This window comes from Pseudomonas prosekii, assembly GCF_900105155.1.
Lineage (GTDB): Bacteria > Pseudomonadota > Gammaproteobacteria > Pseudomonadales > Pseudomonadaceae > Aquipseudomonas > Aquipseudomonas prosekii.
In genome coordinates, this window is sequence record NZ_LT629762.1 from 5,864,465 (window position 1) to 5,890,829 (window position 26,365).

22 protein-coding genes are annotated in these 26,365 nt (G+C 59.4%); 16 read left to right on the top strand and 6 right to left on the bottom strand.

Annotation, left to right across the window (positions count from 1 at the left end; genetic code table 11):
- Positions 1-40: 40 nt before the first annotated feature.
- From BLU01_RS26445 to BLU01_RS26455, 3 genes are all read right to left on the bottom strand, one after another.
- Positions 41-655 carry a nitroreductase family protein gene (locus BLU01_RS26445; protein WP_092281036.1) on the bottom strand — a complete coding sequence of 205 codons (615 nt, stop codon included), beginning with the start codon at positions 653-655 and terminating at the stop codon, positions 41-43.
- 69 nt (positions 656-724) lie between these two features.
- Positions 725-1,078, bottom strand: coding sequence for a putative quinol monooxygenase (locus BLU01_RS26450; protein ID WP_167370454.1), 354 nt, complete (start codon positions 1,076-1,078; stop codon positions 725-727).
- A 10-nt stretch (positions 1,079-1,088) separates the two neighbouring features.
- Positions 1,089-1,283 carry a tautomerase family protein gene (locus BLU01_RS26455; RefSeq protein ID WP_167370455.1) on the bottom strand — a complete coding sequence of 65 codons (195 nt, stop codon included), beginning with the start codon at positions 1,281-1,283 and terminating at the stop codon, positions 1,089-1,091.
- A gap of 121 nt (positions 1,284-1,404) precedes the next feature.
- On the opposite strand from BLU01_RS26455, the gene BLU01_RS26460 reads away from it, so the two are divergent.
- Positions 1,405-2,307: a LysR family transcriptional regulator gene (locus tag BLU01_RS26460; RefSeq protein WP_092281042.1), complete on the top strand. Its 903-nt coding sequence runs from the start codon at positions 1,405-1,407 to the stop codon at positions 2,305-2,307.
- 48 nt (positions 2,308-2,355) lie between these two features.
- Here BLU01_RS26460 and BLU01_RS26465 read toward each other — a convergent pair whose 3' ends face one another.
- Entirely contained in the window at positions 2,356-3,273 is a 918-nt protein-coding gene (locus BLU01_RS26465; RefSeq protein WP_092281044.1) for a LysR family transcriptional regulator, read from the bottom strand.
- Positions 3,274-3,543: 270 nt separating this feature from the next.
- Here BLU01_RS26465 and BLU01_RS26470 point away from each other — a divergent pair, with 270 nt between their 5' ends.
- From BLU01_RS26470 to pgm, 4 genes are all read left to right on the top strand, one after another.
- Positions 3,544-4,566 (top strand): zinc-dependent alcohol dehydrogenase family protein, encoded by a 1,023-nt coding sequence (locus BLU01_RS26470; protein ID WP_092281046.1) that lies wholly within the window; start codon positions 3,544-3,546, stop codon positions 4,564-4,566.
- A gap of 567 nt (positions 4,567-5,133) precedes the next feature.
- Complete coding sequence (locus BLU01_RS26475; protein ID WP_092281048.1) at positions 5,134-6,588, top strand: hypothetical protein; 1,455 nt, start codon at positions 5,134-5,136, stop codon at positions 6,586-6,588.
- Between the two features lie 67 nt (positions 6,589-6,655).
- Positions 6,656-8,056: an aminotransferase-like domain-containing protein gene (locus tag BLU01_RS26480; RefSeq protein WP_092281050.1), complete on the top strand. Its 1,401-nt coding sequence runs from the start codon at positions 6,656-6,658 to the stop codon at positions 8,054-8,056.
- A gap of 110 nt (positions 8,057-8,166) precedes the next feature.
- The gene (pgm, locus tag BLU01_RS26485) at positions 8,167-9,813 is read left to right on the top strand and encodes a phosphoglucomutase (alpha-D-glucose-1,6-bisphosphate-dependent) (RefSeq protein ID WP_092281052.1); all 1,647 of its coding nucleotides are present in this window, start codon (positions 8,167-8,169) and stop codon (positions 9,811-9,813) included.
- 172 nt (positions 9,814-9,985) lie between these two features.
- Here the strand turns inward: pgm and BLU01_RS26490 are convergent, their stop codons facing one another.
- A complete protein-coding gene (locus BLU01_RS26490) occupies positions 9,986-10,681 on the bottom strand; it encodes a pirin family protein (protein ID WP_092281054.1) in 696 nt (231 codons plus the stop codon).
- Between the two features lie 279 nt (positions 10,682-10,960).
- Between BLU01_RS26490 and BLU01_RS26495 the strand changes: the two genes are divergently transcribed.
- Entirely contained in the window at positions 10,961-13,465 is a 2,505-nt protein-coding gene (locus BLU01_RS26495; RefSeq protein WP_408003126.1) for a UvrD-helicase domain-containing protein, read from the top strand.
- A gap of 200 nt (positions 13,466-13,665) precedes the next feature.
- Here the strand turns inward: BLU01_RS26495 and BLU01_RS26500 are convergent, their stop codons facing one another.
- On the bottom strand, positions 13,666-13,938 hold the full coding sequence (locus tag BLU01_RS26500; protein WP_092281058.1) for a DUF1652 domain-containing protein: 273 nt from the start codon (positions 13,936-13,938) through the stop codon (positions 13,666-13,668).
- A gap of 275 nt (positions 13,939-14,213) precedes the next feature.
- Here BLU01_RS26500 and BLU01_RS26505 point away from each other — a divergent pair, with 275 nt between their 5' ends.
- From BLU01_RS26505 to BLU01_RS26550, 10 genes are all read left to right on the top strand, one after another.
- Entirely contained in the window at positions 14,214-15,029 is an 816-nt protein-coding gene (locus tag BLU01_RS26505) for a helix-turn-helix transcriptional regulator (RefSeq protein ID WP_092281060.1), read from the top strand.
- A 51-nt stretch (positions 15,030-15,080) separates the two neighbouring features.
- A complete protein-coding gene (locus BLU01_RS26510) occupies positions 15,081-16,487 on the top strand; it encodes an NAD(P)/FAD-dependent oxidoreductase (RefSeq protein WP_092281062.1) in 1,407 nt (468 codons plus the stop codon).
- A 29-nt stretch (positions 16,488-16,516) separates the two neighbouring features.
- Positions 16,517-16,858 carry a cupin domain-containing protein gene (locus BLU01_RS26515; RefSeq protein ID WP_092281064.1) on the top strand — a complete coding sequence of 114 codons (342 nt, stop codon included), beginning with the start codon at positions 16,517-16,519 and terminating at the stop codon, positions 16,856-16,858.
- Between the two features lie 58 nt (positions 16,859-16,916).
- A complete protein-coding gene (locus BLU01_RS26520) occupies positions 16,917-18,002 on the top strand; it encodes a polyamine ABC transporter substrate-binding protein (protein WP_092281066.1) in 1,086 nt (361 codons plus the stop codon).
- Positions 18,003-18,094: 92 nt separating this feature from the next.
- Positions 18,095-18,553: an REP-associated tyrosine transposase gene (locus BLU01_RS26525; RefSeq protein ID WP_092281068.1), complete on the top strand. Its 459-nt coding sequence runs from the start codon at positions 18,095-18,097 to the stop codon at positions 18,551-18,553.
- 961 nt (positions 18,554-19,514) lie between these two features.
- The gene (locus BLU01_RS26530) at positions 19,515-20,951 is read left to right on the top strand and encodes a serralysin family metalloprotease (RefSeq protein ID WP_092281070.1); all 1,437 of its coding nucleotides are present in this window, start codon (positions 19,515-19,517) and stop codon (positions 20,949-20,951) included.
- Positions 20,952-21,048: 97 nt separating this feature from the next.
- Positions 21,049-21,471, top strand: a complete 423-nt coding sequence (locus tag BLU01_RS26535; protein ID WP_092281072.1) for an AprI/Inh family metalloprotease inhibitor — start codon at positions 21,049-21,051, stop codon at positions 21,469-21,471.
- 170 nt (positions 21,472-21,641) lie between these two features.
- Positions 21,642-23,444 carry a type I secretion system permease/ATPase gene (locus BLU01_RS26540; protein WP_092281074.1) on the top strand — a complete coding sequence of 601 codons (1,803 nt, stop codon included), beginning with the start codon at positions 21,642-21,644 and terminating at the stop codon, positions 23,442-23,444.
- Positions 23,441-24,790, top strand: coding sequence for an HlyD family type I secretion periplasmic adaptor subunit (locus tag BLU01_RS26545; RefSeq protein WP_092281076.1), 1,350 nt, complete (start codon positions 23,441-23,443; stop codon positions 24,788-24,790). Before BLU01_RS26540 ends, BLU01_RS26545 begins: the two co-directional genes overlap by 4 nt.
- 14 nt (positions 24,791-24,804) lie before the next feature.
- Positions 24,805-26,157, top strand: coding sequence for a TolC family outer membrane protein (locus BLU01_RS26550; protein ID WP_371918714.1), 1,353 nt, complete (start codon positions 24,805-24,807; stop codon positions 26,155-26,157).
- The last annotated feature ends 208 nt before the right edge of the window (positions 26,158-26,365 follow it).

Here is a 26,365-nt window from a genome sequence, read left to right on the forward strand (position 1 = left end):
GCAAGGCCGGGCGTCGTGACTGGCGCCCAGCCCGATACTCTCAGACGAACCGCAATACTTCACTCACGGCTTTACGCGGCTTTTGCGGCCAGTTGGCCGAGCCCGGATAGCCGACGGTGATTAGCATCACCGGGATCTCACTGTCATTCAACTCGAAAGCCGCTGCCACGGCGGCTTGGTCGAATCCAATCATCGGCGCGGAAACCAGCCCTTGGCCTTTGGCGGCAAGCATCAAAGTCATGGCGGCCAGCGAACCCGAGCGGATTGCCTCGTCGCGCTGCAACTGCGGGTTGTTGTGATACATGCCTTGCGCGGCGCCCAGCCACATGTCGTAGATCGACTGGTCGATGATGCCTGCCTCAAGGGTCGGCTTCAGCGCGGCGGGCAGGGTTTGATGCGGGTTAAGCGTGCCGCAGACAATAAAGGTCACCGCCGAGTCGACGACTTTTTGCTGGCCGTAAGCCAGTGGCAACAGGCGCGCCTTGGCGTCGGTGCTGCGAACGGCGATGAAATTCCAGTTTTGCAGGTTGAACGCGGAGGGCGCGTGAGTGGCCAGATCGATCAGGTCGCTGATCTGTAGGTCGGTCAACTGACGCTCGGTGTCGTAGCTGTTGGCGGAAATTCGCGACTTGATAACTTCAGCAATACCAGACATTGGGATCTCTGCAGTAGGGAAAATGGACGCGGCTCGCGGGACATCGGCGAGCCTGTTTGAGTACTTGGCTCAGCGGCCGAAACCGTCGAACGGGGCCATGTACACCGCGCCGAACGGGTCGAGACGTTTACGGATTTCAGCATCCGGCGTGCCGTAGACCACCAGGCTGGTGACCGTACACAGCTCAAGGAAACGCTTGCCGAACGGCGCGAACGTAGTGTCGACGTGGCTGATCAGCGCATCGGCGTTGTAGCGTTCAAGAATGTGCACGACGCTGTTGTCAGCGTTGACGCTGTATTCGTAGACCAAAGTGCCCGATTCAGCGCGGGTGGCGGCAACGATGTTGACGATCAACGCCTTGAACTCAGGGAAGTCTTCGGGTTTTACCGCCAGGGAAAACAGGCAGGAAATATAGGGATGCATGGAAGTTTCCTCAGCTTGCCGGGTCATCGCCGAACAACTTACCGGCGCCTGCCCAGTCCGACGGCGCCACGTCTTCGAAAATGACGTAGATATAATTGGCGTCAGTTCCGGTGTGTTTGACGATGCTCTCAGTGATGTCTTTGGCAACTTCGGCTTTCTGCGCGTGCTCTTTACCTTCGAACCAGCTGACACGTACTACGGGCATGGAGTCATCCTCTTGGACGTTGATTTGTTTGAGAGAAATCATCCTACTGTTGAATAACTTGGCGATAAACCGCCTGCAACTATAATCTGCGTAGACCTAAACTCTACAGTCGGCGTTTTTCATGGTTCCCATTGATTCGTTTCAGGGCGTTATTACTTTTGTAGTCGCGGCACGTTCCAGCAGTTTCACCGAGGCCGCCGAGCGCCTCGGTGTGTCGAAATCTGCCGTCGGCAAAGCAATCGCACGACTCGAAGAACGCCTGGGAACACAACTGTTCCACCGCACCACGCGGCGTATTTCCCTGACGGCAGACGGCGAGGCCTATTTTGTTGCCTGCTCCACCGCGCTGGAGGAAATCGGCGCGGCAGAAAGCGGGCTCGGCCCCGACGCCGGCGAGCCTTCCGGGCGCTTGCGGGTAGACGTCCCGGTGGCGTTCGGCCGTCGCGTGGTGGCGCCGCTACTGTTTGAAATCGCCAATAAATACCCGGCGCTGCAACTGAACCTGACGTTCTCCGATCACTTGGTCGATCCTTTCGAAGAGGGCATCGACCTGCTTGTGCGCTTCGGCGAACTGCAGGACACCAGCGGCCTGGTCGCGCGGCGCCTGACCCGGCAGCGCTGGGCCATCTGCGCCGCACCGGATTATCTGGCGCGTTTTGGCGTGCCGCAGACTCTTGACGAATTGATCCAGCATCGATGCATTGTCGGGCATCGACGCGGGCAGCCTTTGTCGTGGCGAGTGATGCAGGCGGGGCAAACGGTGCGCTATGCACCGCCGTCGAGCCATCAGATCGGTGATGGCGAGGCAATGATCCTCGCCGCTGTGGCGGGCGTCGGTTTGTGCCAGATGCCGCGCAGTCTGTTTCAGCAGGATATCGACGCTGGCAGATTGGTGGAGGTGTTGCAGGCCTACGAACCGGAACCGGTGGATGTGCACGCGGTGTGGCCGAAAGTTTCGCACCTGCGGCCCAAGGTCCGGTATGTGGTGGATGAGCTGGTCAAGCTCTGCAAGGACTGGGAATAGGCCGACATTGCTGTCGGCGGACGCCTGCAAGCGTTGAAAAATGCGGGCTCAGCCAAGGCTGTCCGGGTCGCCAAAAAACATCTGAATTCGCGAGCGCAACCAACGCTCGCCCGGATCGTTATCCTGCGACCCGCGCCATGCCATGTGCAGCTCGAAACTGCGCACCGGCAGCGGCGGATCTTCCGCGCGTACGCCACCGGCGGCGGTCAATGCTTCGGCGGTGTAATCCGGCACGGTGGCGACAATATCGGTGCCGCTGATTAGCGTGCTCAGGCCGTTAAACTGCGGGACGGCGAGCACGACATGGCGTTTGCGCCCGAGTTTTTCCAATTCTTCATCGATAAAACCGCTGAGGTCGCCGGCGAACGACACCAACGCGTGTGGGCGCGCGCAGAAGTCATCCAGGCTCAACGGCCCCGGCACGGTGTCGGCGCGCAACAGCTTGGGCATGCTGCGGCGCAGTACTTTGCGTTTGGCGTTGGCCGGCAGGTCGGCGGTGTAGCTGACACCGATGGAAATTTCGCCGGAAGCCAACAGGCTTGGCATCAGGATGTAGTTGGCGCGGCGCACCACCAGGACGATGCCGGGCGATTCCGCGCGCAGGCGCTTGAGCAGCATCGGCAGCAGGGCGAACTCGACGTCATCCGAGAGGCCAATGCGAAACACTGCGGTGCTGGTCGCCGGGTCGAATTCCGCCGCGCGGCTGACCGCTGTGGAAATCGAATCCAGCGCCGGGGAGAGCAGGGCGAAGATCTCTACCGCCCGCGCCGACGGTTCCATGCTGCGGCCGGTGCGCACGAACAGCGGGTCGTCAAACAACCCGCGCAGCCGCGAAAGCGCGGCACTGATGGCGGGTTGGCCGAGAAACAGCTTTTCCGCGGCGCGGGTCACGCTGCGTTCGTGCATCAATGTTTCGAATACGATTAACAGGTTCAGGTCGACACGACGCAGGTCATTACGATTCATCTGGAGTCCTGGCAGGGTCAGCAAACTTGACGTGGGCGGCCATATGAGAACAATGGCCGGCATGAATATTAAGGGCAAAGGCTGCTACTCTGCACCGTGTAATTCACTTTTCACATAATTGCCGCTTCGGTTTTTTACGGCATTCTGACGATGTCGCCGGCGCTGCGGAATCAATGACAGGCATGTCGACTATTAATAGCCACTGATAGTCTTGGCTGGAAAGCCCAGATAGAGTTCGTGGCATTAGAGGTTACTTTGACGAGGTTTGCGATGTCCCGCACGATCCGTTTTCACAAGTTTGGTCCAGCCGAGGTGCTCAAATGCGAAGAGCATGCGGCCGCTCTGCCTGCACCGGGTGAAGTGCAGGTGCGCGTCGAAGCAATCGGCATCAGCTGGTATGACATTCTCTGGCGCCAGAACCTGGCGTCGTCCCACGCTCGTCTTCCTTCGGGGCTTGGCCATGAAATGGCCGGTATCGTCACCGCCGTCGGCGACGGTGTCGAAGACCTGGCGATCGGTGACAAAGTCGCCAGTTTCCCGGCCGAGAGCCCTAACGATTATCCGGTCTACGGCGAACAAATCGTTCTGCCACGCTCGGCACTGACCCGCTACCCGGACGTGCTCAGCCCGATCGAGGCCAGCGTGCATTACACGCCGCTGCTGATCGCCTATTTCGCCTACGTCGATCTGGCACGGGTCAAACCAGGGCAGTTTGCTTTGGTCACCGACGCCAGCCACTGCGCAGGGCCATCCTTCGTACAACTGGGCAAAGCCTTGGGCGTACGAGTGATCGCGGCGACCAAGTCCGCCGAGGAACGCGACAATCTGTTGTCCCTGGGTGCCGAGAAAGTCATCGTCACCGAAGAACAGGATCTGCTCATGCAGATCAACAAAATCACCGACAACCGCGGCGTCGATGTGGTGTTCGACGGTCTCGGCGGCCCGCAGATGTCTTTGCTTGGCGATGTCCTGGCACCGCGCGGCAGCCTCGTGTTGTACGGCTTGCAAGGTGGCAACCAGACGCCATTCCCGGCGTGTGCAGCGTTCCAGAAGAACATTCAGTTCTTCGTTCACTGCATCGGCAACTTCACCGGCAAACCGGAGCTGGGCATTGTCCAGGATCACGTGGCGCTGCAACGAGCGTTGCGCGACATCAACCAGCTGACCGCCGACCGCGTGCTGCTGCCGCTCAAGACTCGGGTGTTCCCGTTTGCCGAGTTCGTTGAAGCGCACCGCTACATGGACGAATGCCCATGCCGCGAACGCGTCGCCCTGCAGGTCGAGCCTGCGTAAAACCCTCCATCAGCGCCCGTAAATCACGGCCGCTGAGCGCTGACCCGATGCCCTCGGTGCTCCCCGCACCGAGGGCATCGTCGTTTTCGGCTGTGACGTTTCAGCAACTGAACCGGTTTTTGCTTTTCATCTGTATCTTCTAATCATCATATAAGCACTGATAATTGAATGATTACTTTCATCTCAAGGAATGAGTCATGAGTGGGCGTTTGGTCGTTCTTAAACAGCGCGTGTTAATGCTAAACGGTGGCGAAGCTCTCTACCGCGTTTTGCCGAAACTTATAAGGTGTCTTCTTTCTCTATTTCTTGTACTCAAAGTCTGTGGGACGTTGTCGGAAGTTTCCTAGGAAGTCGTGCTAAATCTCGACAGCCTTGCCGGGCGGGCCTTTGCGGGGAGGTTGCTGTCGTTTTGATATAGATCGAGTGTAAACATTTCAAATAAATACCCAAAACTTAAGTGCTAGCATTTCATGACAAGGTCCCAGCACTTCATCACCGAGAATCGTTCGCGCCGTCTTTATCACTGTTTGCGTGACACTGAACTTCCGAATACCAGGTAAAACACTGATGACCACAATTCACGATCAGGCAATGAACTATGTTTACCAGCAAGTACTGCAAAGGTTGCTGAGTTTTTTTTCGCGGGCCGAGCGCACTGCCTTGCAGCTGATGATTCAACGCCTGGTAGTGTCGGCCGGAGGCATAGAGCGCATCGGTGAATTCAAGGTGTTGGCGATTCAAACCGGCACGCTCGACAGCTGCTACACCCTGGCATTGCTGCGAGCCGCGCAATTGAATATCGCCAGCCGTGCGCCAGCGACTTTTCAGCTGCGCGTGGCGACCTTGCGCACCAGCGCAACCGGCACTGTAGCGCTGGACAATATCCATAAAAGCAACGCGGCGTTGTTCCTCTACGACGATCCTCGGGTCGAACTGCTGATGGTCGATGACCGCGAAGTGCAACCGTTTGATCATCAGGCAGCGACCTCCGAGGCGGGCGTCGAAACCAATCGCCTGAATTTGTTGATGGTTGGCCATCGCCGCAGTTGGGACGGGCCGCTGGAACTGTGGGACGACAGCTACCTGGCAATGGGTGAGTTCTACGGACAAATTGCGCGGTGGGACAACGGCGTCGATGCCTTGATCAGCAGCGACACACCGCGTCAGCAGATGCACTTTCTCGACGGCCTGCGACGCGCGGCGCAAAAAGCTGACCTTGCCACGCTGAACTACAACACCGCCGGTTTCGAGATGTTGTTCACTGCGCTCGATGACTTGGGCAGCGACTATTTCCGCGCATTTTATGCCGATCAGCAGCGTGCGCCGTGGCGTCCGGTCGGACGCTTTGAGGCCTGCCGCCGCGCCACGCATCTTGATATCCACGACATGCTGGTCGGCAAGCTCGAGGAGCGCTGGCCGCTGTTTACCGAGTTTCTCGGTGTGCAGTGCGATGAAATGGCCGCGCATTTGAGCGATAGCGACTACGTCAGCCCGACGATTGCCGCGCACGTGCATGGCCTGCAAGCGTGCTACCTGGCCGGGGAAAGTTACGAAAGCGGGGTCGCCGAATATCTGCAGCGAGCCATGGTGATGATGCGGCGCAAACTGGTGCCTGAACGCATCTGCGAACTGGCGCTGAGCACTTTCGGTAATCCCGCCACCCTGGCCGAACGGCGCTTGCAAGCGGCAACCGAAGCGCAGAAAACCCTTGGCCTCAGCGAAGCGCAACTGATTTGCCTGTTGTTCGCACCCTTCGTCGATGGCGGTGCGGGGCTGGAGCAGTTCCTGCGCAGTTGTCATCCCGGCATGCTCGTGGCCATGCCCGATTTGCACAGGGCAATGCAGGGCTATCAGGCACCGGAGCAGGTGGTGCAATGGATGGTCGATGTCAGCGGCTTGCCGGTTCGCCTGATCGGCACGCTCTATAAAATGCGCCCGGTAACGGTTGAGGCAGTAAACGTCGCCGATGACGCTTGCGATGATGATGCGATGACAACCGGCGAATTGTCAGCGGGGCTTTGAAGGTGCACGGACTGGCCCGATCCACACACGCTCGATTACGCGCACACACTGTGCCCGGCCATCAACGATGAAGGGCCCCAGGGAAACGGATTTTGCTTATCAGGCGGTTTATCGATACCTCACGCACCTGATCAATGGGCCGGACTGCGGCACGTCCATTCGCCTGCCTTCGTTGCGCCAATTGTCCCTGCGTCTGAATGTGTCGATCTCGACCATTCAGTACGCCTACTCATTATTGGAGAAGGAAGGGCGGGTCTACTCGGTGGCCAAATCGGGTTATTACTCGCTGCCGATGGCGGCGCTGGGGATGCGGTCCCATAGTCAGGATTTGCTCGAAACAGTCTATTTCAACGCGCGGCGGCCCGACATGCTGGTGCTCAGCGCCGACGAGCCGGCGTTGCTGCAGCCGCTCGATAGCCCGTTGCTGATGCTTGAGCGCGAACTGCTGCGCCAATATCCGCGCCGTCCGCCATCGGCCTCGCAACCTTGTGGCGAACTGGAACTGCGCATCGCTCTGGCGGCGCGCTACACCACGTCGCCGGCGCGGTGTTGGCATGCCGATGAGGTTTACATCGGCGCCGATTTGCGCGGTGTGCTGGAAATACTGATCGCCGTGTTGCGACTCAAAGAGGCCTGTGTGGTGGTCGAGTCGCCGTGCGATTGGGTGATTTTGCGTCTGTTCGAAGCGGCGGATGTGCGGGTCATCGAGTTGCCACTGCAAGCATGTGGCGCCCTTAACGTGGCGCAATTGCAGGAAGTGCTGGAAAGCAAAAAGGTCCGGTTGGTGATGTTGTCGTCGGGCCTGAGCATGCCCCAAGGCAGCCAGATGCCGCACGACAACCGTCTGGCCATCGCCCAGTTACTGGCGCGGCACGGCTGCTGGGTATTGGAGAACGACTGTTATGGCGAACTGGGTTTCAACTGCGAAGTGCTGAGATTCCGAGATCTGGTCGATCCTGATCGACTGATCGTGGTCTCGACCTTTGAAAAAGTCGTCGGCCCGGAAGCGCCTTACGGTTATCTGCTGACCCGGCAGCTCGGTGAAGAATTGCAGCGTTATTTCCTGCTGCGTGCGTTTCGCCTCTCGCCGATCCGCCAGAAAGCCATTGCGCGTCTGTACAGCAATGGCCGCATCGACCAGCACCTGCAAGTGCTGCGGCGTTTGCTCAAGGATCGCCAGGTGCAGATGATCCAGCTGTTGCACGAAAAGGTCGGCGACGCCTTGCAACCGGTCGAACCGCAGGGTGGCGCGACGATCTGGGCGCGGTCGCTGCGCCCGGTGGACGTGCGCCGGGTGTTCCAGCGCCTGCTTAAACAGCAAGTGGTGATCGCGCCGGGCGAGCTGTTCAGCCTGCAAGGCCTGCACACGCAGCATCTGCGCCTGAGCCACACGTTCAGTGGCGAGCACAATCTCGGCGCCGCGCTAAGTCTGCTGGGTGATGCCTTGCGTCTGGAAACGATTGATTGAGACGGTCTGCAACGATCCTCGACAACGCGGGATCGTTCGCATCGCGCTGCGGTCAAACTGCCAGTAAACTCCGTCTCTATTCCTGAACCACTCGATTCCAGAGGTTTTGCATGACACTCAGTCCTTTTGCGGGCAAAACGGCACCGGCAGAGTTGTTGGTCGACATCCCGCGACTGGTAACGGCTTATTACACCGGCCAGCCTGATGCTTCCGTTTCTACACAGCGTGTTGCTTTCGGCACGTCCGGTCACCGCGGCAGCTCCTTCGACTTGAGTTTCAACGAATGGCACGTGCTGGCGATCAGTCAGGCGATCTGCCTGTACCGCGAAGCCCAAGGCATCGACGGTCCGCTGTTTGTCGGCATCGACACCCACGCGCTTTCGACCCCGGCTGGCGCCAGCGCGCTCGAAGTGCTTGCGGCCAATGGCGTCACCGTAATGATTGCCGAGGGCGACGAGTACACCCCGACCCCGGCGATTTCCCACGCAATCCTTTGCTACAACCGCGGCCGCACCTCGGGCCTGGCGGACGGCATCGTCATCACGCCGTCGCACAATCCGCCGCAAAGCGGTGGCTACAAGTACAACCCCACCAACGGTGGCCCGGCCGATACGCACATCACCAAGTGGATCGAAGCCAAGGCCAACGAACTGCTCGGCAACAAACTGGCGGGCGTGAAACGCATCAGCTACGAGCAGGCGCTCAAGGCCAGCACCACCCATCGCCACGATTACCTCAACACTTACGTTGCCGACCTGATCAACGTGATCGACTTCGACGCGATTCGCGACGCCAAGCTGCATTTGGGCGTCGATCCGCTGGGCGGAGCAGGGGTTCGCTACTGGTCGGCGATTGCCGAGCATTACCGTCTGGACCTGGAAGTGGTTAACACCCAAGTTGATCCGACCTTCCGTTTCATGACCGTCGATTGGGACGGGCAGATCCGCATGGACCCGTCGTCCACGCACGCCATGCAAGGTTTGATCGGTCTCAAAGACCGCTTCGATGTCGCCTTCGGTTGCGACCCGGATCACGACCGCCACGGCATCGTCACCCCGTCCGGCGGCCTGTTGGCGCCGAACAACTACCTCGCGGTGTCCATCGACTATCTGTTCCAGAACCGCCCGCAGTGGCGTGCTGATGCCGCCGTGGGTAAAACCGTGGTCAGCAGTGGCTTGATCGATCGCGTGGCCAAACGCCTCGGCCGTCGTCTGTACGAAGTGCCGGTCGGCTTCAAATGGTTCGCTGACGGTTTGTTCGACGGCTCGCTAGGTTTCGGCGGCGAAGAAAGCGCCGGTGCCTCGTTCCTGCGCAAGGACGGCGGCGTCTGGAGCACCGACAAGGATGGCTTGATCCCGGCGTTGCTGGCGGCAGAAATGACCGCGCGCACTGGCCGCGACCCGAGCCAGGCTTATCGCGCCTTGACTGACGAACTGGGCGAACCGTTCTCGGTGCGTGTCGATGCCAAAGCCAATCCTGAGCAGAAAGCCTTGCTGAGCAAGTTGTCCCCGGATCAAGTGACCTCGACGCAACTGGCCGGCGAAGCGATCCAGAGCATCCTCAGCCACGCGCCGGGCAACGATCAGGCGATTGGCGGTTTGAAAGTCATGACCGAGAACGGCTGGTTCGCCGCGCGTCCATCGGGCACCGAAGACATCTACAAGATCTACGCAGAAAGCTTTGTCAGCGACGAACACCTCAAGCAGTTGGTCGCCGAAGCGCAAACGCTGGTGGATGGCGCTATCTCAGCGAAGTAACCGATGACGATTGAGGCCGATTGAGGATGGCCGGGGTAAGTGAACCTCCCTGTGGCGAGCGAGGGTCATAACTTTGGCAAATCAGAAGGCCTGACTCCCTCAGCACTATCGGCATTACGCAAAAAAAGGGCGACCATCAGGTCGCCCATTTTTTTGCCTGGAATTTACTCGATCAAGCCAGATCCACCAGCACAACTTCGCTGTCTTCGACCGCCGTCACCCGCAGCACCTGCTCATCCGCGACCGCAACGCCGTCTCGAGCTTCTGCGCGTAACCCGTTGACTTCAATCACCCCGGTCGCCGGCACCAGATAGGCGCGGCGCCCAGCATCCAGGTGATATTCCGCGGTTTCACCAGCCTTGAGATTAGCTGCGACCAAACGCGCATCTGCCCGAATTCGCAGGCTCTGATCGTCGCCGTCCTTGCCGCTGGCCAAGGTTACAAAACCTTCGCGTTGCCCTTTTGGAAACGGCTTGGCGCCCCACGATGGTGCCGAACCGGCTTCATTGGGAATGATCCAGATCTGGAATATCCGCGTTTCGCTTGCTTCCAGGTTGTACTCGCTGTGAGCAATCCCGGTGCCGGCGCTCATGACCTGAACGTCGCCGGCCTCAGTGCGGCCCTTGTTGCCGAGGTTGTCCTGGTGGGTGATCGCGCCTTCACGCACGTAAGTGATGATTTCCATGTCGCGGTGCGAGTGCTGCGGGAAACCGGTGCCCGAGGCAATGATGTCGTCGTTCCATACGCGCAGGTTGCCCCAGTTCATGCGCTGCGGGTCGTGGTACTCGGCGAACGAAAAGTGGTGATGGGCATCCAACCAGCCGTGGTGAGCGCCGCCCAATGTTTTGAAAGGTCTGAGTTCAAGCATGATCGTCTCCTGATAGGTCCGTCATGGGGCTGAGCGCCTGGGCCACGAATCACGAACCGGTGGTTAATGGCGGGCATCATCTATCAGGCGTTAATCGATAAAAAGCGTAAAAACTGCTTCAAAACCATCCAATTATTTGATGGTTCGCGGCGCGTTAATAGTCTCATCCAGCCTTCACTTCATCGCATAAGCCAATGACCTGTAAGCATTTCACTAGAACTGCCGGGCAAATGCAGACACCATAGCCGCCAACAGCCTCACACCCTGGAGTCCGACCGCGTGCCGCAACACACCCCCGAGCTTCATAACTTCGAGCCTCAAACCTCTGAGCTTCCTCCCGAACTTCGGCCGTTAGCCGAGATGCCGTTGTTCAAGCGCCTGGCCGCGCGGTTCTTTGGCCACGGCTTGACGCGGTTGCGCGCGCAGCACCGGGCGTCGTGGCTGCACGGCCAGGCTGACGGTTTTCGCAGCGGCCACACCGCTGGGGTCGATTACGGGTTTAAGGAAGGCAAGCTCGAAGGGCTGGAAGAAGGCCGGCAGGTACTGCTGATCCGCGATTCGCGCTGCACCGAGCACCGGCCACCGAGTGTTGACGATCACCTGTTCGATGACTGGCGGCTGCCACTGAATGCCGACATCAAGAAACGTATGAAAGCCGACGTTGCGCGCCTGCTGCCGGCGCATGCGCAGCCGAGCGTCGCGCAGTGGAAGATGATCTTCAGCGACACGCCATCGACCTCGGTGATTGCCGGTGCCGGTGCCGGCAAATCGACGACGCTGGTGCTGCGCATTCTGTTGCTCAACCACTACCTGGGTTTCGAGCTCGATTCGATGACCGTGGTGACCTTCACCCGCGAGTCGCGCAAGGATTTCATCAATAAGCTGATCGAACTGTTTGGCCTCTGGGGGCGGTTGCTGAGCCTGAAAGAAGCGCGGGATCTGGTGCGCACCTTTCACTCGCGGATTCTGCCGATGGTCCGCAGTCTGCCGGGTTTCGAGCGCCTGCAAGCCTTTGAAAACCTCAGCAATCGCCCGCAGAGTGGCGACGAAGAGGTCGACAGCAATCCGTTCGACCTGCGCATCAACGACGCGCAGCGCCAGCAACTGAACGCCTGCTACCACCACTTGTTCACCAGCGACGAGCGTTTCCGTGGATTGATTCAGCCATTGTCGCGCCACGCCTTGCAGCTCAAGGAGCTGGAGCGCGATCACCCGGACGTGCAGAAACGTGTAGCTGTAACCGAACTCGCCGCCAAGCGCGATGAAGAACTCTGCGACACCATCGAGGACCTGTGGTTTCGCGCCGGCGCCTGGCCGATCAAAGGCATCGAGCCCAACCGCCAGACCTTCGACATCAATGGCTCGACCTTCCATTGCCACGGCTATATCCCAAGCCTCGACGCCTGGGTCGTGCTCGGTTTTGACCCACGGGAAAACCCGCAGCTCAACCGCCCAAACGCCAAGCTCAGCGTCCGCGCCGAGTGGGCCGTAAAGCGCACCCTGTTTCAAGCTTTCTGTCGTAAGCCTTTGATATGGCTGGATAGTTACGAGTCGTCCAAGCGCGTTTTGGCGTCGCTGGCCGGTGATGCCAGCGCCGGGCCGGGCTTCGATTACAAGGTCAAAGGCGAACTGGCGTCGGCGCCGCTGCTCGACTGTTTTGTCGGTGCCGCCGGGTTCATCGAGAACCTTGGCCTCGACGTGCCGGACGCGGTTGGCCGCATGAGTTTCGCCAAAGACGATCCGGACCGGTTCTTCTTCGAGGCCCTGAGCCTGTTCTGGCGCGCCTTCGAAGATCACTTGCTCGATCAGAAGCCGCCAGTAATGACCTACAACCGGATGTTCGCGTTGTTCAGCGAGCACTCGCCGGAGAACCTCAAGCTATTGAGCAATGAGCTGCTGCGGCCTCTGGCGCATTTGATGATCGACGAGTTTCAGGACGTTTCGCCGCAGATCGTTTCCTGGATCCGCGCCAGTCTCGCCGAAATCCGCAGTCGTGGTCCGGCGATGCATGTCGGGCGCGGCGCCCAGCGGTCGTCGCTGCTGTGTGTGGGCGATGATTGGCAGTCGATCTATGGCTGGCGCGGCAGTTCGCCGACGTATTTCATGGAGTTCAACAAGGAATTCCCGTCGCCAGGCACCACGCGGGTAATGCTCAGCGACAACTACCGCAGCCATCAGCACATCATCGATGCCGCCGAGCATATCGTTCGCGCAGCCCCGTCAATCTCAGGAAAGAAAGCCAAGGCCAGCGGTGAACCTAAAGCATTGCTGCCGGTGAATGTGCTGGATCGTGATGATCAGGGCATGGCGCAGCGGCTGATGGAGCACTACAAACGCGGCGATTCTATCTTGATGCTCTATCGAAAAAGCAGCGATAAGTTGTTGATAGAACAGCATATTCAGCCTTTAGTTAATGTGGATTCTAGCTTGCCTTATGCGGACCGAAGGCTGAAGCAGCTGACGTACCACAGCGCCAAAGGCCTACAGGCCGACGCGGTGTTCTTGTTGGGCGACTGTCAGCACTTGACCAGTTCGCCGTACAAAAATCAGGTATATCGCATGGCCGGATTGGGCAAGGCTGGTGATACCGAGGCTTACGACAACGCGCAGAAAGACGAGATTTTGCGCCTGGCGTATGTCGGCATCACCCGGGCGGTGAGCCATTGTTATTGGTACGTCGATGCTCAGGAGGGTCAGGCAGTGAACATGCCCAAGGCGTCGGACAAAGTCGGCAAGGGCAAAGCGTTCTTCGCCGACCACCGCCAAAGCACAAAATCCGCCTGACCAAATCCCGATGCAAACCCACCCCCCGTGTAGGAGTGAGCCTGCTCGCGATAGCGGTTGTTATCCAGCACATGTATTGACTGACACCGCGCTTTCGCGACCAGGCTCGCTCCTACAGGGAATCTCAGCGTTTTGGCGATTTAAACGACGCCCACAAAAAAGCCCACTTCCTGTGGGCTTCTGATCATCACCAACCACGCTCAGGCATAGTTCCTCAGCGCCATTGGTGGAATAAACGCTTCCAGCTCATCTTCCACCGCTTCGATTATTCGTTCGACATCAGCTGCGTTCATCACCGTCGCGCAGGGGATGCCGGCGATGGCGATCATGGTTTCGCCACTCGCACGGTCAAACAGTCGGGCGATCATGCTGCCCGGCGCGTCCATGCTCGCCTCGAAACCCATCGGATGAAAATGCCAGCGCATCAGCTGGCAGGCGTTGGGGAAGGTGACCTTGCTCGAACCTTTGTTCATGTGTTGCCCGCCTTAGTCATCGAGCGCTTCCATTAGCTCATGTGAGGAGGGGTAGAACCTTCATTGGCTCAACCGGTGAATGCAGTTAAAAGTAGCACCCGCATGTTAAAAACACGTGGCTTTTTTCAGTCCGTTTAGCGATTGCCGTCGGGTTTTTTGATCTGTGTCACGTCGCTGGCGGGTTTGAGCAATAGGCCATTACGGCTGCGCAGGCGCCAGACCATTGAAGCCGAAGCCGAACTTGGGCAAGCTCGGGGTTTTTCGCCGAGCCCTTTATGCAAGTCGATGATGATGGCCCGCTGCAAACCCAGGCCACGGGTGAGACAGTGATGCGTTACCACTTGTGCTGGAAACACCGGGATCTGTACGGCGTGATGGCGCTGTACCACCCGGACATCCAGTACAGCGACTTTTTCCAGAACCGCGTGATGGGGCTGGACGAACTGCGCGATTACGTTCGAGACAGCATGCCGCGCAATCCCGATGAAGCACTGGAACATTCCGACCGCATTCGCCTGGACGGCAACACCGCGTTCATCCAGTACCGCATGACCTTGCGCGGCACCGACGGCCTGGTGTCGTTTCGCTCCAGCGAAGCGATTACCGTGCGCGATGGCCTGATATGGCGCGTTAATGAATACGCCTCGCTGGTGCGTGAGCAAGCGCCGAGCAAAACCGCGAACAACCTGCGCCCGGCGGCGAGTCGCCTCGGTTTGTCGCCGCGCCAACTGAGCTTCATGGCCGAAGACCTGGAGCAATACTTCCAGCGCCAGCAACCTTATCTCGATCCCGAACTCGACTTGCAGCGCGTGGCGAAGGAGTGCGGGTACAGCCGCAACCAGATTTCCTATCTGCTCAACCAAGTGCTCGGGCAAAGCTTTTATCGTTACGTCAACCAGGCTCGTCTGCAGCATTTGCTCGCGGCGCTGGACAACGCCACGCCGCCGCTGCGGGTCGACGAACTGGCGTTCGCCGCCGGGTTCAACTCGCTGTCGGCGTTCTACAGTTGTTTCCGCCAGCACACCGGGCAATCGCCCAAGGCTTACGTCAAACAAATTTCTTTGCGTGCACGCGCGCACGACAGCCTCTGACTTCACCCTCTAGGATCGACGCCATTGAAGTCTGGATTGGCGGAGTGGTGTATGTCGGCGTGGCGCACGATCAGTTTGTGGATGGATCAACTCGACGAGCCGTTACTGGCGCGTCCGGCCCTGGAGCGGGACCTGGACGTCGACGTGGCCATTATCGGCGCGGGTTACACCGGGCTGTGGACTGCGTATTACCTCAAACGCCTGGCGCCAGATCTGAAAATTGCCATCATCGAAGCGCAAATCGCCGGTTTTGGTGCCTCCGGCCGCAATGGCGGCTGGCTGATGGGCAATCTGCTCGGCGAAGACCGTTTGCTCGCCGGTCTGCCAGCCGAAGAGCGTCGCGCCTCGTTCGATTTGCTGCACAGCATTCCCGATGAAGTGGAGATCGTCCTCGAACGCGAAGGCATTAACTGCGATTACCGCAAGGGCGGCGTGCTGTATTGCGCGGCGCGTTATCCCGAACAGGAAAGCAGCCTGCGCAGTTATCTGGACAAGCTGCATGGCCAGGGCCTGAACGAAAACGACTACCGCTGGCTCAGCCCCGAGCAATTGGCGCAACAGATCAGAATTGCCAAACCGTATGGCGGTATCTATGCACCGCACGTCGCGACCATTCACCCGGCAAAGTTGGTTCGGGGATTGGCGCGAAACGTGGAAGGCATGGGCGTCAAAATTTACGAGAACAGCCCTGTTACGCAGTGGCAGTCCGGCAGCCTGCGCACAGCGAAAGCCTCGGTGCGCAGTCGCTGGGTGGTGCCGGCGGTAGAAGGTTATTCCGTCACGCTGCCGCCGCTGGGGCGTTATCAACTGCCGGTGCAAAGCCTGCTGGTCGCGACCGAGCCGCTGTCCGCCGCGACCTGGGATGAAATCGGCCTGAGCCAGGGCCAGGCGTTCAGCGAAGCCAGCCGTCAGGTCACTTACGGCCAGCGCACCGCCGACAACCGCCTGGTATTCGGCGCTCGCGGCGGTTACCAGTTTGCCGGCAAGTTGCGACACGACTTCGACCTCTCGACCAGCGAAGTCGAGCTGCGCCGCTACCTGTTCGGTGAGCTGTTCCCTCAACTGAAAAATGTCCGAATCACCCACGCCTGGGGCGGCAACCTCGGCATGTCGCGGCGCTTCAAGCCGCACATGCTCTGTGATCGCGCCAGTGGCATCGCGCTGTCCGGTGGTTACGGCGGCGAGGGCGTTGGCGCGAGCAATCTCGGCGGCCGGACGTTGGCCGACTTGATTCTGGAGCGCGATACCGAGTTGGTACGCCAACCGTGGGTGATCCCGCAGGGCGGCCTCGACGCGCTCCGGGCGTGGGAGCCGGAACCCTGCCGCTGGCTCGGTTACAACGCGATCATCCGCAGCTTTGTCCACGAAGACCAGACCCTTGCCAACCCGGCCACCGCACCGTGGCGACGCAAACTGGCCAGCGGCGTGGCCGAGTTCATGGAAGGTTTCATGCACTAAAACAGCGTTCTCAATCCACAGGTATTCCGATGAGCATTACCCAATTCAAAAACACCGCAACGCTCCAACTGGATGAATCCAACCCCGTGGCCGTGCCGCTCGGCAGCCCGATCGCCGTGGCTTCGACCACCAGCGTCGAACGCGACGACGGCGTCGAAACCGGCGTCTGGGAATGCACGCCGGGGCGCTGGCGGCGGCAGATTGTGGCTCAGGAGTTCTGCCACTTCATTCAGGGCCGCTGCACGTTTACCCCGGATGACGGTGAAACCCTGCACATAGAAGCCGGCGATGCACTGATGTTGCCGGCCAACAGCCTCGGTATCTGGGACATCCAGGAAACCGTGCGCAAGAGTTACGTTTTGATTTTCTGATTTTTGATTTTGATCTTTTGATTGCCTGCCAATAAAAACCCCATACAGGAATCGACTCATGATCCGAAAAACCCTGACTTTGGCTCCGCTGGCACTGGTTGCGACCCTCGGGCACGCGGCCGAGACCGTGAAAATCTACAACTGGTCGGACTACATTGCCCCGGACACCACCAAGAACTTCCAGAAAGAAACCGGCATCGGCTTCAGCTACGACGTCTACGACAGCAACGAAACCCTCGACGGCAAGTTGATGACCGGCAAATCCGGTTATGACGTGGTGTTTCCGTCCAACCATTTCATGGCCCGGCAGATTCAGGGCGGGGCGCTGAAGAAACTCGACAAGGCGCAGTTGCCGAACTGGAAAAACCTGAATCCGCCGCTGCTGCAAGCGTTGCAGACCAACGACCCGGGCAACGAACACGGTTTTCCGTACCTGTGGGGCAGCACTGGCATCGGCTACAACATCGCCAAGGTCAAAGCGGTGCTCGGCGACAACGCGCCGGTGGATTCCTGGGACTTGATCTTCAAACCGGAAAACATGCAGAAGCTGCAAAAGTGCGGCGTGGCGATCCTCGACAATGGCCCGGAATTGCTCCCCGCCGCGCTGAATTACCTCGGGCTGCCGCACCACAGCAAAAATCCCGAAGACTATAAAAAGGCTGAAGCGCTGCTGATGAAAGTGCGGCCGTACGTGAGTTATTTCCACTCCTCGAAATACACCAGCGACCTGGCCAACGGCGATATCTGCGTAGCGGTCGGCTTCTCCGGCGACATTCTGCAAGCGGAAACCCGTGCCAGAGAGGCGAAGAACGGCGTCGACATCGGCTACGCGATTCCCAAGGAAGGCGCGGCGATCTGGTTCGACATGGTCGCGATGCCCGTCGACGCCCCTGACGAAAAGGCCGGTTACGCTTTCATGAACTACCTGCTGCGCCCGGACGTGATGGCCAGCATCAGCAACCACGTGCACTACGCCAACGGCAACTCCGCAGCCGACAGCCTGATCGACCCGGCAATCAAGAACGACACCAAGGTCTACCCGAGCGAGGAAATGATGGGCAAATTGTTCGCCCTCGAAGCCATGCCCCTGAACATCGACCGAATCCGCACGCGGGTGTGGAACAAGATTCGGACGGGGAGTTGAGACGTCTTGTCTTGTAGTGATTGCGGCTTATCCAACTGAGGGTTGAGGCTGTAGATTTGCGCTGATCTTTGGGTGGGAATGGAGGCAATGGAATGCCTGTCTGTTTGAATGCGGGTCGGCTGCGCATAGGCCGTTTCTCTGAGCCAGGGCGGATTTACCTGATAACGGCTGTCGTTCACCAACGGCAGCCGTTTTTTGCTGATTGGCGTTTGGCCCGGTTGGTGGTGAAACAGTTGCGGGAGGCGCAGGAGGATGGTTGGGCGGATTTTTTGACTTGGGTGGTGATGCCGGATCATGTGCACTGCCTGCTGCAACTGCGCAACAGGACGCTGGCCGAAGTGATGTGCCGAATCAAGGCGCGCAGCAGTCGCGCGGTCAATCTTGCCTTGAGGCGGCAAGGGCGGTTATGGCAGAAGGGCTATCAAGACCGGGCGGTTCGCAAAGAGGAAGACCTGAAAGACCTTGCGCGGTACGTCATCCTTAATCCTGTGAGGGCAGGGCTGGTAACACGAGTTCACGACTACCCCCTGTGGGACGCGTGCTGGCTGTGAAATCCAGCGACTGCTGCGCAGCCGAACGCAGCCTTCGGCAGCTGCTACAAGGGATTGCGCTCACCGGGCGATCCGCGGTTTCGCCAACAACACATCCCCCCATGTAGCAGCTGGCGAAGCCTGCGTCCGGTCGCGCAGCGACCGCCGTGCGTAACGTTAGGCGACTGCTTCGCAGCCGAACGCAGCCTTCGGCAGCTGCTACAAGGGATTGCGATCACCGGGCGATGCGCGGTTTCGCAGGCAACACATCCCCATGTAGCAGCTGGCGAAGCCTGCGTCCGGTCGCGCAGCGACCGCCGTGCGTAACGTTAGGCGACTGCTTCGCAGCCGAACACAGCCTTCGGCAGCGGCTACAAGGGATTGCGATCACCGGGCGATCCGCGGTTTCGCAGACAACACATCCCCATGTAGCAGCTGGCGCAGCCTGCGTCCGGTCGCGCAGCGGCCGCCGTGCGTAAAGTTGGGCGACTGCTTCGCAGCCTTCGGCAGCTGCTACAGGGGATTGCGATCACCGGGCGATGCTCGGTTTCGCAGGCAACACATCCCCATGTAGCAGCTGGCGAAGCCTGCGTCCGGTCGCGCAGCGGCCGCAAACTCTGTCAAAACATACAAATCCGTTAGTTGGTACGCGTAGTAGCAATGCACTGGCACTCATATTAATAAGTTGCGCAAACTGAGACGCCTTCGACAAAAAACAACTTAGGCATATTTAATTATTAAATAGCCTATTGTCTGACAATCCTTGCAAAACCCTCCCCTTAAAATATCTTTCGTCCGTTCCTCCCATGTTTCCGGGCATATTCCGTTGCACTTCGATTTGACGTCAAAAAAGTACTAGACGTCTGATTTCAAATTGTGTCAGTTTTCTTTCGCCTTCATTGGGCGAGTGATAGGACGATCTCGCCAGGGATCGTCGTTATCTGTCTAAAACTGTTCAACTGCTTAACAAGGAAGTGTGTTTATGTCGAAAGTAAAAGACACCGCTGTTGACTCACTAAGCGCATTGGCAGCAACCAGCGCGGCGTGGAACCAGATCAACAGCTTTGCCCATCAGTACGATCGTGGCGGTAACCTCACGGTCAATGGCAAACCCTCGTTCTCCGTAGATCGTGCAGCAACCGAGCTGCTGCGTGACGGCGCGGCTTATCGCGACGCCGACAGCAATGGCAAGATCGATCTGACCTACACGTTCCTGAAATCGGCGTCCTCGTCGGTCATGAACAAGCACGGGATTTCCGGGTTTAGCGAGTTCAGTGCTTTGCAGAAAGCCCAAGCCGTACTCGCCATGCAATCCTGGGCTGATGTGGCAAAAGTCACCTTCACCGAGCAAGCCTCGGGCGGCGACGGTCACATGACCTTCGGTAACTACAGCGGCGGACAGGACGGCGCGGCAGCCTTCGCTTACCTGCCTGGCACTGGCGCGGGTTATGACGGTACTTCGTGGTACCTGACTGGCAGCGGCTACGACGTCAACAAGACGCCTGGCCTGAACAACTACGGGCGCCAGACCCTGACCCACGAAATCGGTCACACCCTGGGCCTGGCTCACCCCGGCGACTACAACGCCGGCGAAGGCAACCCGAGCTACAAAGACGCGTCCTACGGCCAAGACACTCGCGGTTACAGCGTCATGAGCTACTGGAGTGAAAGCAATACCAGCCAGAACTTCAGCAAGGGTGGCGTCGAAGCGTATTCGTCCGGCCCGCTGATGGACGACATTGCCGCGATCCAGAAACTCTACGGCGCCAACACCTCGACCCGTACCGGTGACACCACTTACGGCTTCAACTCCAACGCCGGTCGCGATTTCCTCAGCGCGTCTTCGTCGTCGGACAAAGTAGTGTTCTCGGTGTGGGATGCGGGCGGCAAGGATACTCTGGATTTCTCCGGTTTTACCCAAAACCAGAAGATCAACCTCAATGAAACCTCGTTCTCCGACGTTGGCGGCATGGTTGGCAACATCTCCATTGCCAAAGGCGTGACGATCGAGAACGCGATTGGCGGTTCGGGCAACGATCTGCTGATCGGCAACACCGTCGCCAACGAGCTGAAGGGCGGTGCCGGCAACGACATCATCTACGGCGCTGGCGGCGCGGACAAACTGTGGGGCGGTGCCGGTTCGGACACCTTTGTGTTCGCTGCCAGCTCTGATTCCAAGCCAGGTGCAGTCGATCAAATCCTCGATTTTGTCAGCGGCCTGGACAAGATTGACCTGACCGGCATCACCAAAGGCGCAGGCCTGCACTTCGTGAATTCGTTCACTGGTGCAGTGGGCGATGCAGTGTTGACCTCTTCGGGTGGCAACAGCCAACTGTCGGTGGATTTCTCCGGGCACGGCGTGGCTGACTTCCTCGTCAGCACCGTTGGCCAGGCAGTGACCACGGACATCGTGGCCTGATCCGACGCAACAAGGAGCGCGGCGCGATCGGCGCCGTGCTCTGTCCTTGCATCAATGCCCGCTGTCAGTAAGGCTACCCGCTGGAGTAAAACGTCCTATGACCCGTAACGCCTTTACCTGCAAAGCGACGGCGTGGCTCTTGGCGACGCTCATGATTTTTTTTGGAGAAGTAGCCATGGCAAGCAGCCTCAGATTAGCGGATCCCTCGGAGCTGGCCGGCAAGTGGCAGGCGACCCTGAATGCCGCGCAAGACACGGCAGAGTCCCAGGCCCTGCAGGACAAACCGTCGAATGTTTGCGTCATCGATTTTCAGCAAGAGCAGACCTTGGGCGACGGCGCCGATTGTCTCAGCGCCTGGCTGCAAGAGACGGCGATCGGCTGGTTCACCGAACCGGACGGCATCTCGATCACCGGCAAGGAAGGTTCCAGAATTGTGTTTTTCAGCCGTGAGCGCGAAGGGCGTTACACCAGCACTTTGAAGTCCGGGCTGATTATTACCCTGGTGCGCGCCGCGCACTAATGACGCATGTAAATACGGCAGTTGCCTCTATAAGCAGGCAACTCCCGTTTGCGCAAAGAAAGTTGTTATTCATTTGTAAGCGTTATCCGACAGAACATGCTGTGGCCCAAGTGCGGGCAGTTAAACAACCCTCGTCAAAGAATGACGAGTAATAACATCAGGGAAAATCAATGAAGATGGCGAATGCCTCAGCGACCGCACCCTTATTCAAGGCATTGGGCGATTACAAGAGCATCTTGATCAGCGTTGGCTGTTTTACCGCATTGATCAATGTGCTGATGCTGGTCCCGTCGATATACATGTTGCAGGTCTACGACCGGGTGCTCTCGTCGCAGAACGAAACCACCCTGGCGATGCTGTCGCTGATGGTCGTCGGCTTCTTCGCCTTCATCGGTTTGCTGGAAATCGTCCGCAGCTTCATCGTCATCCGCATCGGCAGCCAACTGGAACGACGCTTCAACCTGCGGGTTTATCAAGCCGCGTTCGAGCGCAACCTGTTCAAGGGCGAGGGCAACGCCGGGCAATCGTTGGGCGACCTGACCCACATTCGCCAATTTGTCACCGGCCCGGCGCTGTTTGCTTTCTTCGATGCGCCGTGGTTTCCGGTGTACCTCTTCGTGATTTTCCTGTTCAACGTCTGGCTCGGCGTGCTCGCCACGGCCGGCGCCGTGCTGCTGATCGGCCTGGCGTGCCTCAACGAGGCCATGACCAAAAAGCCGTTGAGCGAGGCGTCAGGCTTCTCGCAGAAATCCAGCCAATTGGCCACCAGCCACCTGCACAACGCCGAAACCATTCAGGCGATGGGCATGCTCGGGGTCTTGCGCAAGCGCTGGTTTCAGGTGCATTCGCGGTTTCTCGGCTTGCAGAATCAGGCCAGCGACACCGGCGCGGTCATCAGCTCGCTGAGCAAAACCCTGCGCCTGTGCCTGCAATCACTGGTGCTGGGCCTCGGCGCATTGCTGGTGATCAAGGGTGACATGACCGCCGGGATGATGATCGCCGGTTCGATTTTGATGGGCCGCGTGCTCAGCCCGATTGATCAATTGATTGCCGTGTGGAAGCAGTGGAGCGGCGCCAAACTCGCCTACCGCCGCCTCGATTCGCTGCTGCAAGCGTACCCGCCGAGCGACGAAGCCATGGCGCTGCCGGCACCGAAAGGCCAGATCACGTTCGAACAAGTCAGCGCCGGCCCGCCGGGGCAGCGCAACGCGACGCTGCACCTGGTCAGTTTCAGCCTCGGCGCCGGGGAAGTGCTCGGCGTGCTCGGCGCCTCCGGTTCCGGCAAATCGACGCTGGCCCGGGTGCTGGTCGGCGTCTGGCCCACCCTCGGCGGCACGGTGCGACTCGACGGCGCCGACATCCATCGCTGGAACCGCGACGACCTCGGCCCCTACATCGGTTACCTGCCGCAAGACATCGAGCTGTTCAGCGGCAGCATCGCCGAAAACATCGCGCGTTTTCGCGAAGCCGATCCGCAGCAAGTGGTCGAGGCCGCACAACACGCCGGTGTCCACGAATTGATCCTGCGCATGCCGCAAGGCTACGACACGGTTCTGGGCGAGGACGGCAGCGGTTTGTCCGGCGGCCAGAAACAGCGTGTAGCACTGGCCCGCGCGTTATACGGCAAGCCGAGCCTGGTGGTGTTGGATGAACCCAATTCCAACCTCGACACCGTTGGCGAAGCGGCGTTGGCCAGCGCCATCGCGCACATGAAAGCCAATGGCACCAGCGTAATTCTGGTGACTCATCGTTCTTCGGCGCTGGCCCAGGCCGACAAATTGCTGGTACTCAGCGACGGCCGTTTGCAAGCGTTCGGACCGAGTCAGGAAGTGCTCAAAGCGCTTTCCGGCAATCAGCCGGGCAATCAATCCGCCAATCAGCCTGCCAATCAGGAGCAGAAACCCCAACAGGCACCCGGCGGGCTCAGCATGAGTCGGCAGTATCAGCCCTCGACAAGGAATTCGGGTGTATGACCAGCACACGCATGAACGCTGCAAACGAAGCCAGCATGGAACACGATTACATCGCCGAACGCCCTGAACGCGACGCCAGATTTTTTGCGCGAATGGGCTGGATTCTGGCCATCGTCGGCGCCGGCAGCTTCTTCACCTGGGCCAGCCTCGCGCCGCTCGATCAAGGGATTCCGGTGCAAGGCACGGTCGTGGTATCGGGCAAACGCAAAGCCGTGCAGTCAATCGGCAACGGCGTGGTCAGCCGAATTCTGGTGCGCGAAGGGCAAGTGGTGAAGCAGGGCCAGCCGCTGTTCCAACTCGACCAGACCCAAGCCGCCGCCGATGTCGATTCGTTGCAGGCGCAGTACCGCATGGCGTGGGCCAGCGTCGCGCGTTGGGAGAGCGAACGCGACAACCTCAAGCAAGTGACTTTCCCCGCCGAACTGAGCAAGGACGCCGACCCGCGTCTGGCGCTGGTGCTTGAAGGTCAACGCCAGTTGTTCAGCAGTCGCCGCGAAGCGTTTGCCCGTGAGCAGGGCGGTTTGCGCGCAAACATTGAAGGCGCCAACGCGCAACTGGCCGGCATGCGCCGCGCGCGCACCGACCTCAACGCCCAGGTCAGCTCGCTGCAACAGCAACTGAGCAACCTGCAACCGCTGGCCGACAACGGCTACATCCCGCGCAATCGGCTGATGGAATATCAGCGGCAGTTGTCGCAAGTCCAGCAGCAATTGGCCGAGAACAGCGGCGAAAGCGGTCGGGTGGAGCAGGGCATTCTCGAAGCGAAACTCAAGCTGCAACAGCACATCGAGGAATACCAGAAAGAAGTCCGCACGCAACTGGGCGACGCGCAACTGAAAAGCGTCACGCTCAAGGAGCAACTGACCTCCGCCGGTTTCGATTTGCAGCACCGCGAAATCATCGCAACGGCTGACGGCATCGCGGTCAATCTGGGGGTTCACACCGAAGGCGCGGTGGTCCGTCAGGGCGAAACTCTGCTGGAAATCGTCCCGCAAGGCACCACGCTGGAAGTCGAAGGGCACTTGCCGATCAACCTGATCGACAAGGTCGGCACGCACTTGCCGGTGGACATTCTGTTCACCGCGTTCAACCAGAGCAGCACCCCGCGCGTGCCCGGCGAAGTCAGCCTGATTTCCGCCGACCAGATGATCGACGAAAAAACCGGCGCGCCGTATTACGTGTTGCGCAGCAGCGTCAGTGACCAAGCCATGGAAAAACTCCACGGGCTGGTGATCAAGCCCGGCATGCCCGCGGAGATGTTCGTGCGCACGGGGGAACGTTCACTCCTCAACTATTTGTTCAAACCGCTGCTCGACCGGGCAGGCTCCGCGTTGACCGAGGAATAAGGATGTTCGGTGGTATGAATAAGCTTTCCATGCTCGGGGCAGCCCTGGCGTTGCTCACGTGCAACAGTGCACTGGCCCTCGGGCCGTTCGAGATTTACGAACAGGCGTTGCGCAATGATCCGGTGTTCCTCGGCGCGATCAAAGAACGCGATGCCGGCCTGGAAAACCGCGTTATTGGCCGCGCCGGGCTGCTGCCGCGCATCGGTTACAACTACAACAAGGGTCGCAACTCGTCGAAAGCCACAGCGCTGAATGAGCGTGGTGAAAACCGCACCGATGACCGCAACTACAGCAGTTACGGCTCGACCCTGACCGTGCAGCAACCGCTGCTCGATTACGAGGCCTACGCTTCGTATCGCAAGGGCGTCGCGCAGTCGTTGTTCGCTGATGAAGCGTTTCGCGGCAAGAGCCAGGAGTTGCTGGTGCGCGTCCTCGAGAACTACACCCAAGCGCTGTTCGCGCAGGATCAGATCGACATCGCCCAGGCAAAAAAGAAGGCGTTCGAGCAGCAGTTCCAGCAGAACGAGCACATGTTCCGTCAGGGCGAGGGCACGCGTACCGACATCCTTGAAGCCGAGTCGCGTTATGAGTTGGCCACCGCCGAGGAGATCGAGGCGCGCGACGAGCAGGACGCGTCGTTGCGCGAATTGGGCGCGCTGATTGGTGTGCCGGCGATCAACATCGGCGACCTCGCGCCGCTGGATCAGAACTTCCAGACCTTCGCGCTGCAACCGGCCAATTACGACACCTGGCACGAGATGGCGGTGGCGAATAACCCGAACCTTGCGTCGCAGCGCCAAGCCGTGGAAGTGGCGCGCTACGAGGTCGAACGCAATCGCGCCGGGCACTTGCCGAAAGTCAGCGCCTACGCCTCGGTGCGCCAGAACGAATCGGAAAGCGGCAACACCTACAACCAGCGTTACGACACCAACACCATTGGTATTGAAGTCAGTGTGCCGCTGTATGCCGGCGGCGGCGTTTCGGCGATGACCCGCCAGGCCAGCCGCACCATGGAGCAGGCCGAATACGAACTCGACGGCAAGACCCGCGAAACCTTGATCGAACTGCGTCGGCAGTTCAGCGCGTGTCTGTCTGGGGTGAATAAATTGCGCGCTTATCAAAAGGCCCTGACGTCGGCGGAAGCGCTGGTGGTGTCGACCAAACAAAGCATCCTCGGCGGCGAGCGGGTCAACCTCGATGCGCTGAATGCCGAGCAACAACTGTTCACCACCCGCCGCGATCTGGCGCAAGCGCGCTACGACTATTTGATGGCCTGGACCAAGTTGCATTACTACGCCGGGACCTTGAGCGAGCAGGACCTGGCGCGGGTGGATGAGGCATTTGGGCAGGGGCCGCGAGTTCGTTGACGCCACATCAAGTGTGGAGAGAGGGCGTTTGGGCAGAAGGCTGGAGGGCTGAATGACTGAATGAATGAAGGGCTGAAGGGCTGTTGTGGCGAGGGGGCTTGCCCCCGTTGGGTTGCGTAGCGACCCCAGAGGCAGGGACTGCTGCGCAGTCCAACGGGGGCAAGCCCCCTCGCCACAGACAAGCCCCCGCGCCACAGGTAAGCGTGCA

What these genes read in the sequence shown, in the direction of transcription:
- BLU01_RS26545 (WP_092281076.1), top strand. Translation starts at nt 23,441, where the DNA reads ATGACCAGCACACGCATGAACGCTGCAAACGAAGCCAGCATGGAACAC.
- BLU01_RS26445 (WP_092281036.1), bottom strand. Translation starts at nt 655, where the DNA reads ATGTCTGGTATTGCTGAAGTTATCAAGTCGCGAATTTCCGCCAACAGC.
- BLU01_RS26470 (WP_092281046.1), top strand. Translation starts at nt 3,544, where the DNA reads ATGTCCCGCACGATCCGTTTTCACAAGTTTGGTCCAGCCGAGGTGCTC.
- BLU01_RS26460 (WP_092281042.1), top strand. Translation starts at nt 1,405, where the DNA reads ATGGTTCCCATTGATTCGTTTCAGGGCGTTATTACTTTTGTAGTCGCG.
- BLU01_RS26490 (WP_092281054.1), bottom strand. Translation starts at nt 10,681, where the DNA reads ATGCTTGAACTCAGACCTTTCAAAACATTGGGCGGCGCTCACCACGGC.
- BLU01_RS26475 (WP_092281048.1), top strand. Translation starts at nt 5,134, where the DNA reads ATGACCACAATTCACGATCAGGCAATGAACTATGTTTACCAGCAAGTA.
- BLU01_RS26465 (WP_092281044.1), bottom strand. Translation starts at nt 3,273, where the DNA reads ATGAATCGTAATGACCTGCGTCGTGTCGACCTGAACCTGTTAATCGTA.
- BLU01_RS26450 (WP_167370454.1), bottom strand. Translation starts at nt 1,078, where the DNA reads ATGCATCCCTATATTTCCTGCCTGTTTTCCCTGGCGGTAAAACCCGAA.
- BLU01_RS26515 (WP_092281064.1), top strand. Translation starts at nt 16,517, where the DNA reads ATGAGCATTACCCAATTCAAAAACACCGCAACGCTCCAACTGGATGAA.
- BLU01_RS26525 (WP_092281068.1), top strand. Translation starts at nt 18,095, where the DNA reads ATGCCTGTCTGTTTGAATGCGGGTCGGCTGCGCATAGGCCGTTTCTCT.
- BLU01_RS26520 (WP_092281066.1), top strand. Translation starts at nt 16,917, where the DNA reads ATGATCCGAAAAACCCTGACTTTGGCTCCGCTGGCACTGGTTGCGACC.
- BLU01_RS26540 (WP_092281074.1), top strand. Translation starts at nt 21,642, where the DNA reads ATGAAGATGGCGAATGCCTCAGCGACCGCACCCTTATTCAAGGCATTG.
- BLU01_RS26510 (WP_092281062.1), top strand. Translation starts at nt 15,081, where the DNA reads ATGTCGGCGTGGCGCACGATCAGTTTGTGGATGGATCAACTCGACGAG.
- BLU01_RS26505 (WP_092281060.1), top strand. Translation starts at nt 14,214, where the DNA reads ATGCAAGTCGATGATGATGGCCCGCTGCAAACCCAGGCCACGGGTGAG.
- BLU01_RS26535 (WP_092281072.1), top strand. Translation starts at nt 21,049, where the DNA reads ATGACCCGTAACGCCTTTACCTGCAAAGCGACGGCGTGGCTCTTGGCG.
- BLU01_RS26455 (WP_167370455.1), bottom strand. Translation starts at nt 1,283, where the DNA reads ATGCCCGTAGTACGTGTCAGCTGGTTCGAAGGTAAAGAGCACGCGCAG.
- BLU01_RS26500 (WP_092281058.1), bottom strand. Translation starts at nt 13,938, where the DNA reads ATGAACAAAGGTTCGAGCAAGGTCACCTTCCCCAACGCCTGCCAGCTG.
- BLU01_RS26480 (WP_092281050.1), top strand. Translation starts at nt 6,656, where the DNA reads ATGAAGGGCCCCAGGGAAACGGATTTTGCTTATCAGGCGGTTTATCGA.
- BLU01_RS26530 (WP_092281070.1), top strand. Translation starts at nt 19,515, where the DNA reads ATGTCGAAAGTAAAAGACACCGCTGTTGACTCACTAAGCGCATTGGCA.
- pgm (WP_092281052.1), top strand. Translation starts at nt 8,167, where the DNA reads ATGACACTCAGTCCTTTTGCGGGCAAAACGGCACCGGCAGAGTTGTTG.
- BLU01_RS26550 (WP_371918714.1), top strand. Translation starts at nt 24,805, where the DNA reads ATGAATAAGCTTTCCATGCTCGGGGCAGCCCTGGCGTTGCTCACGTGC.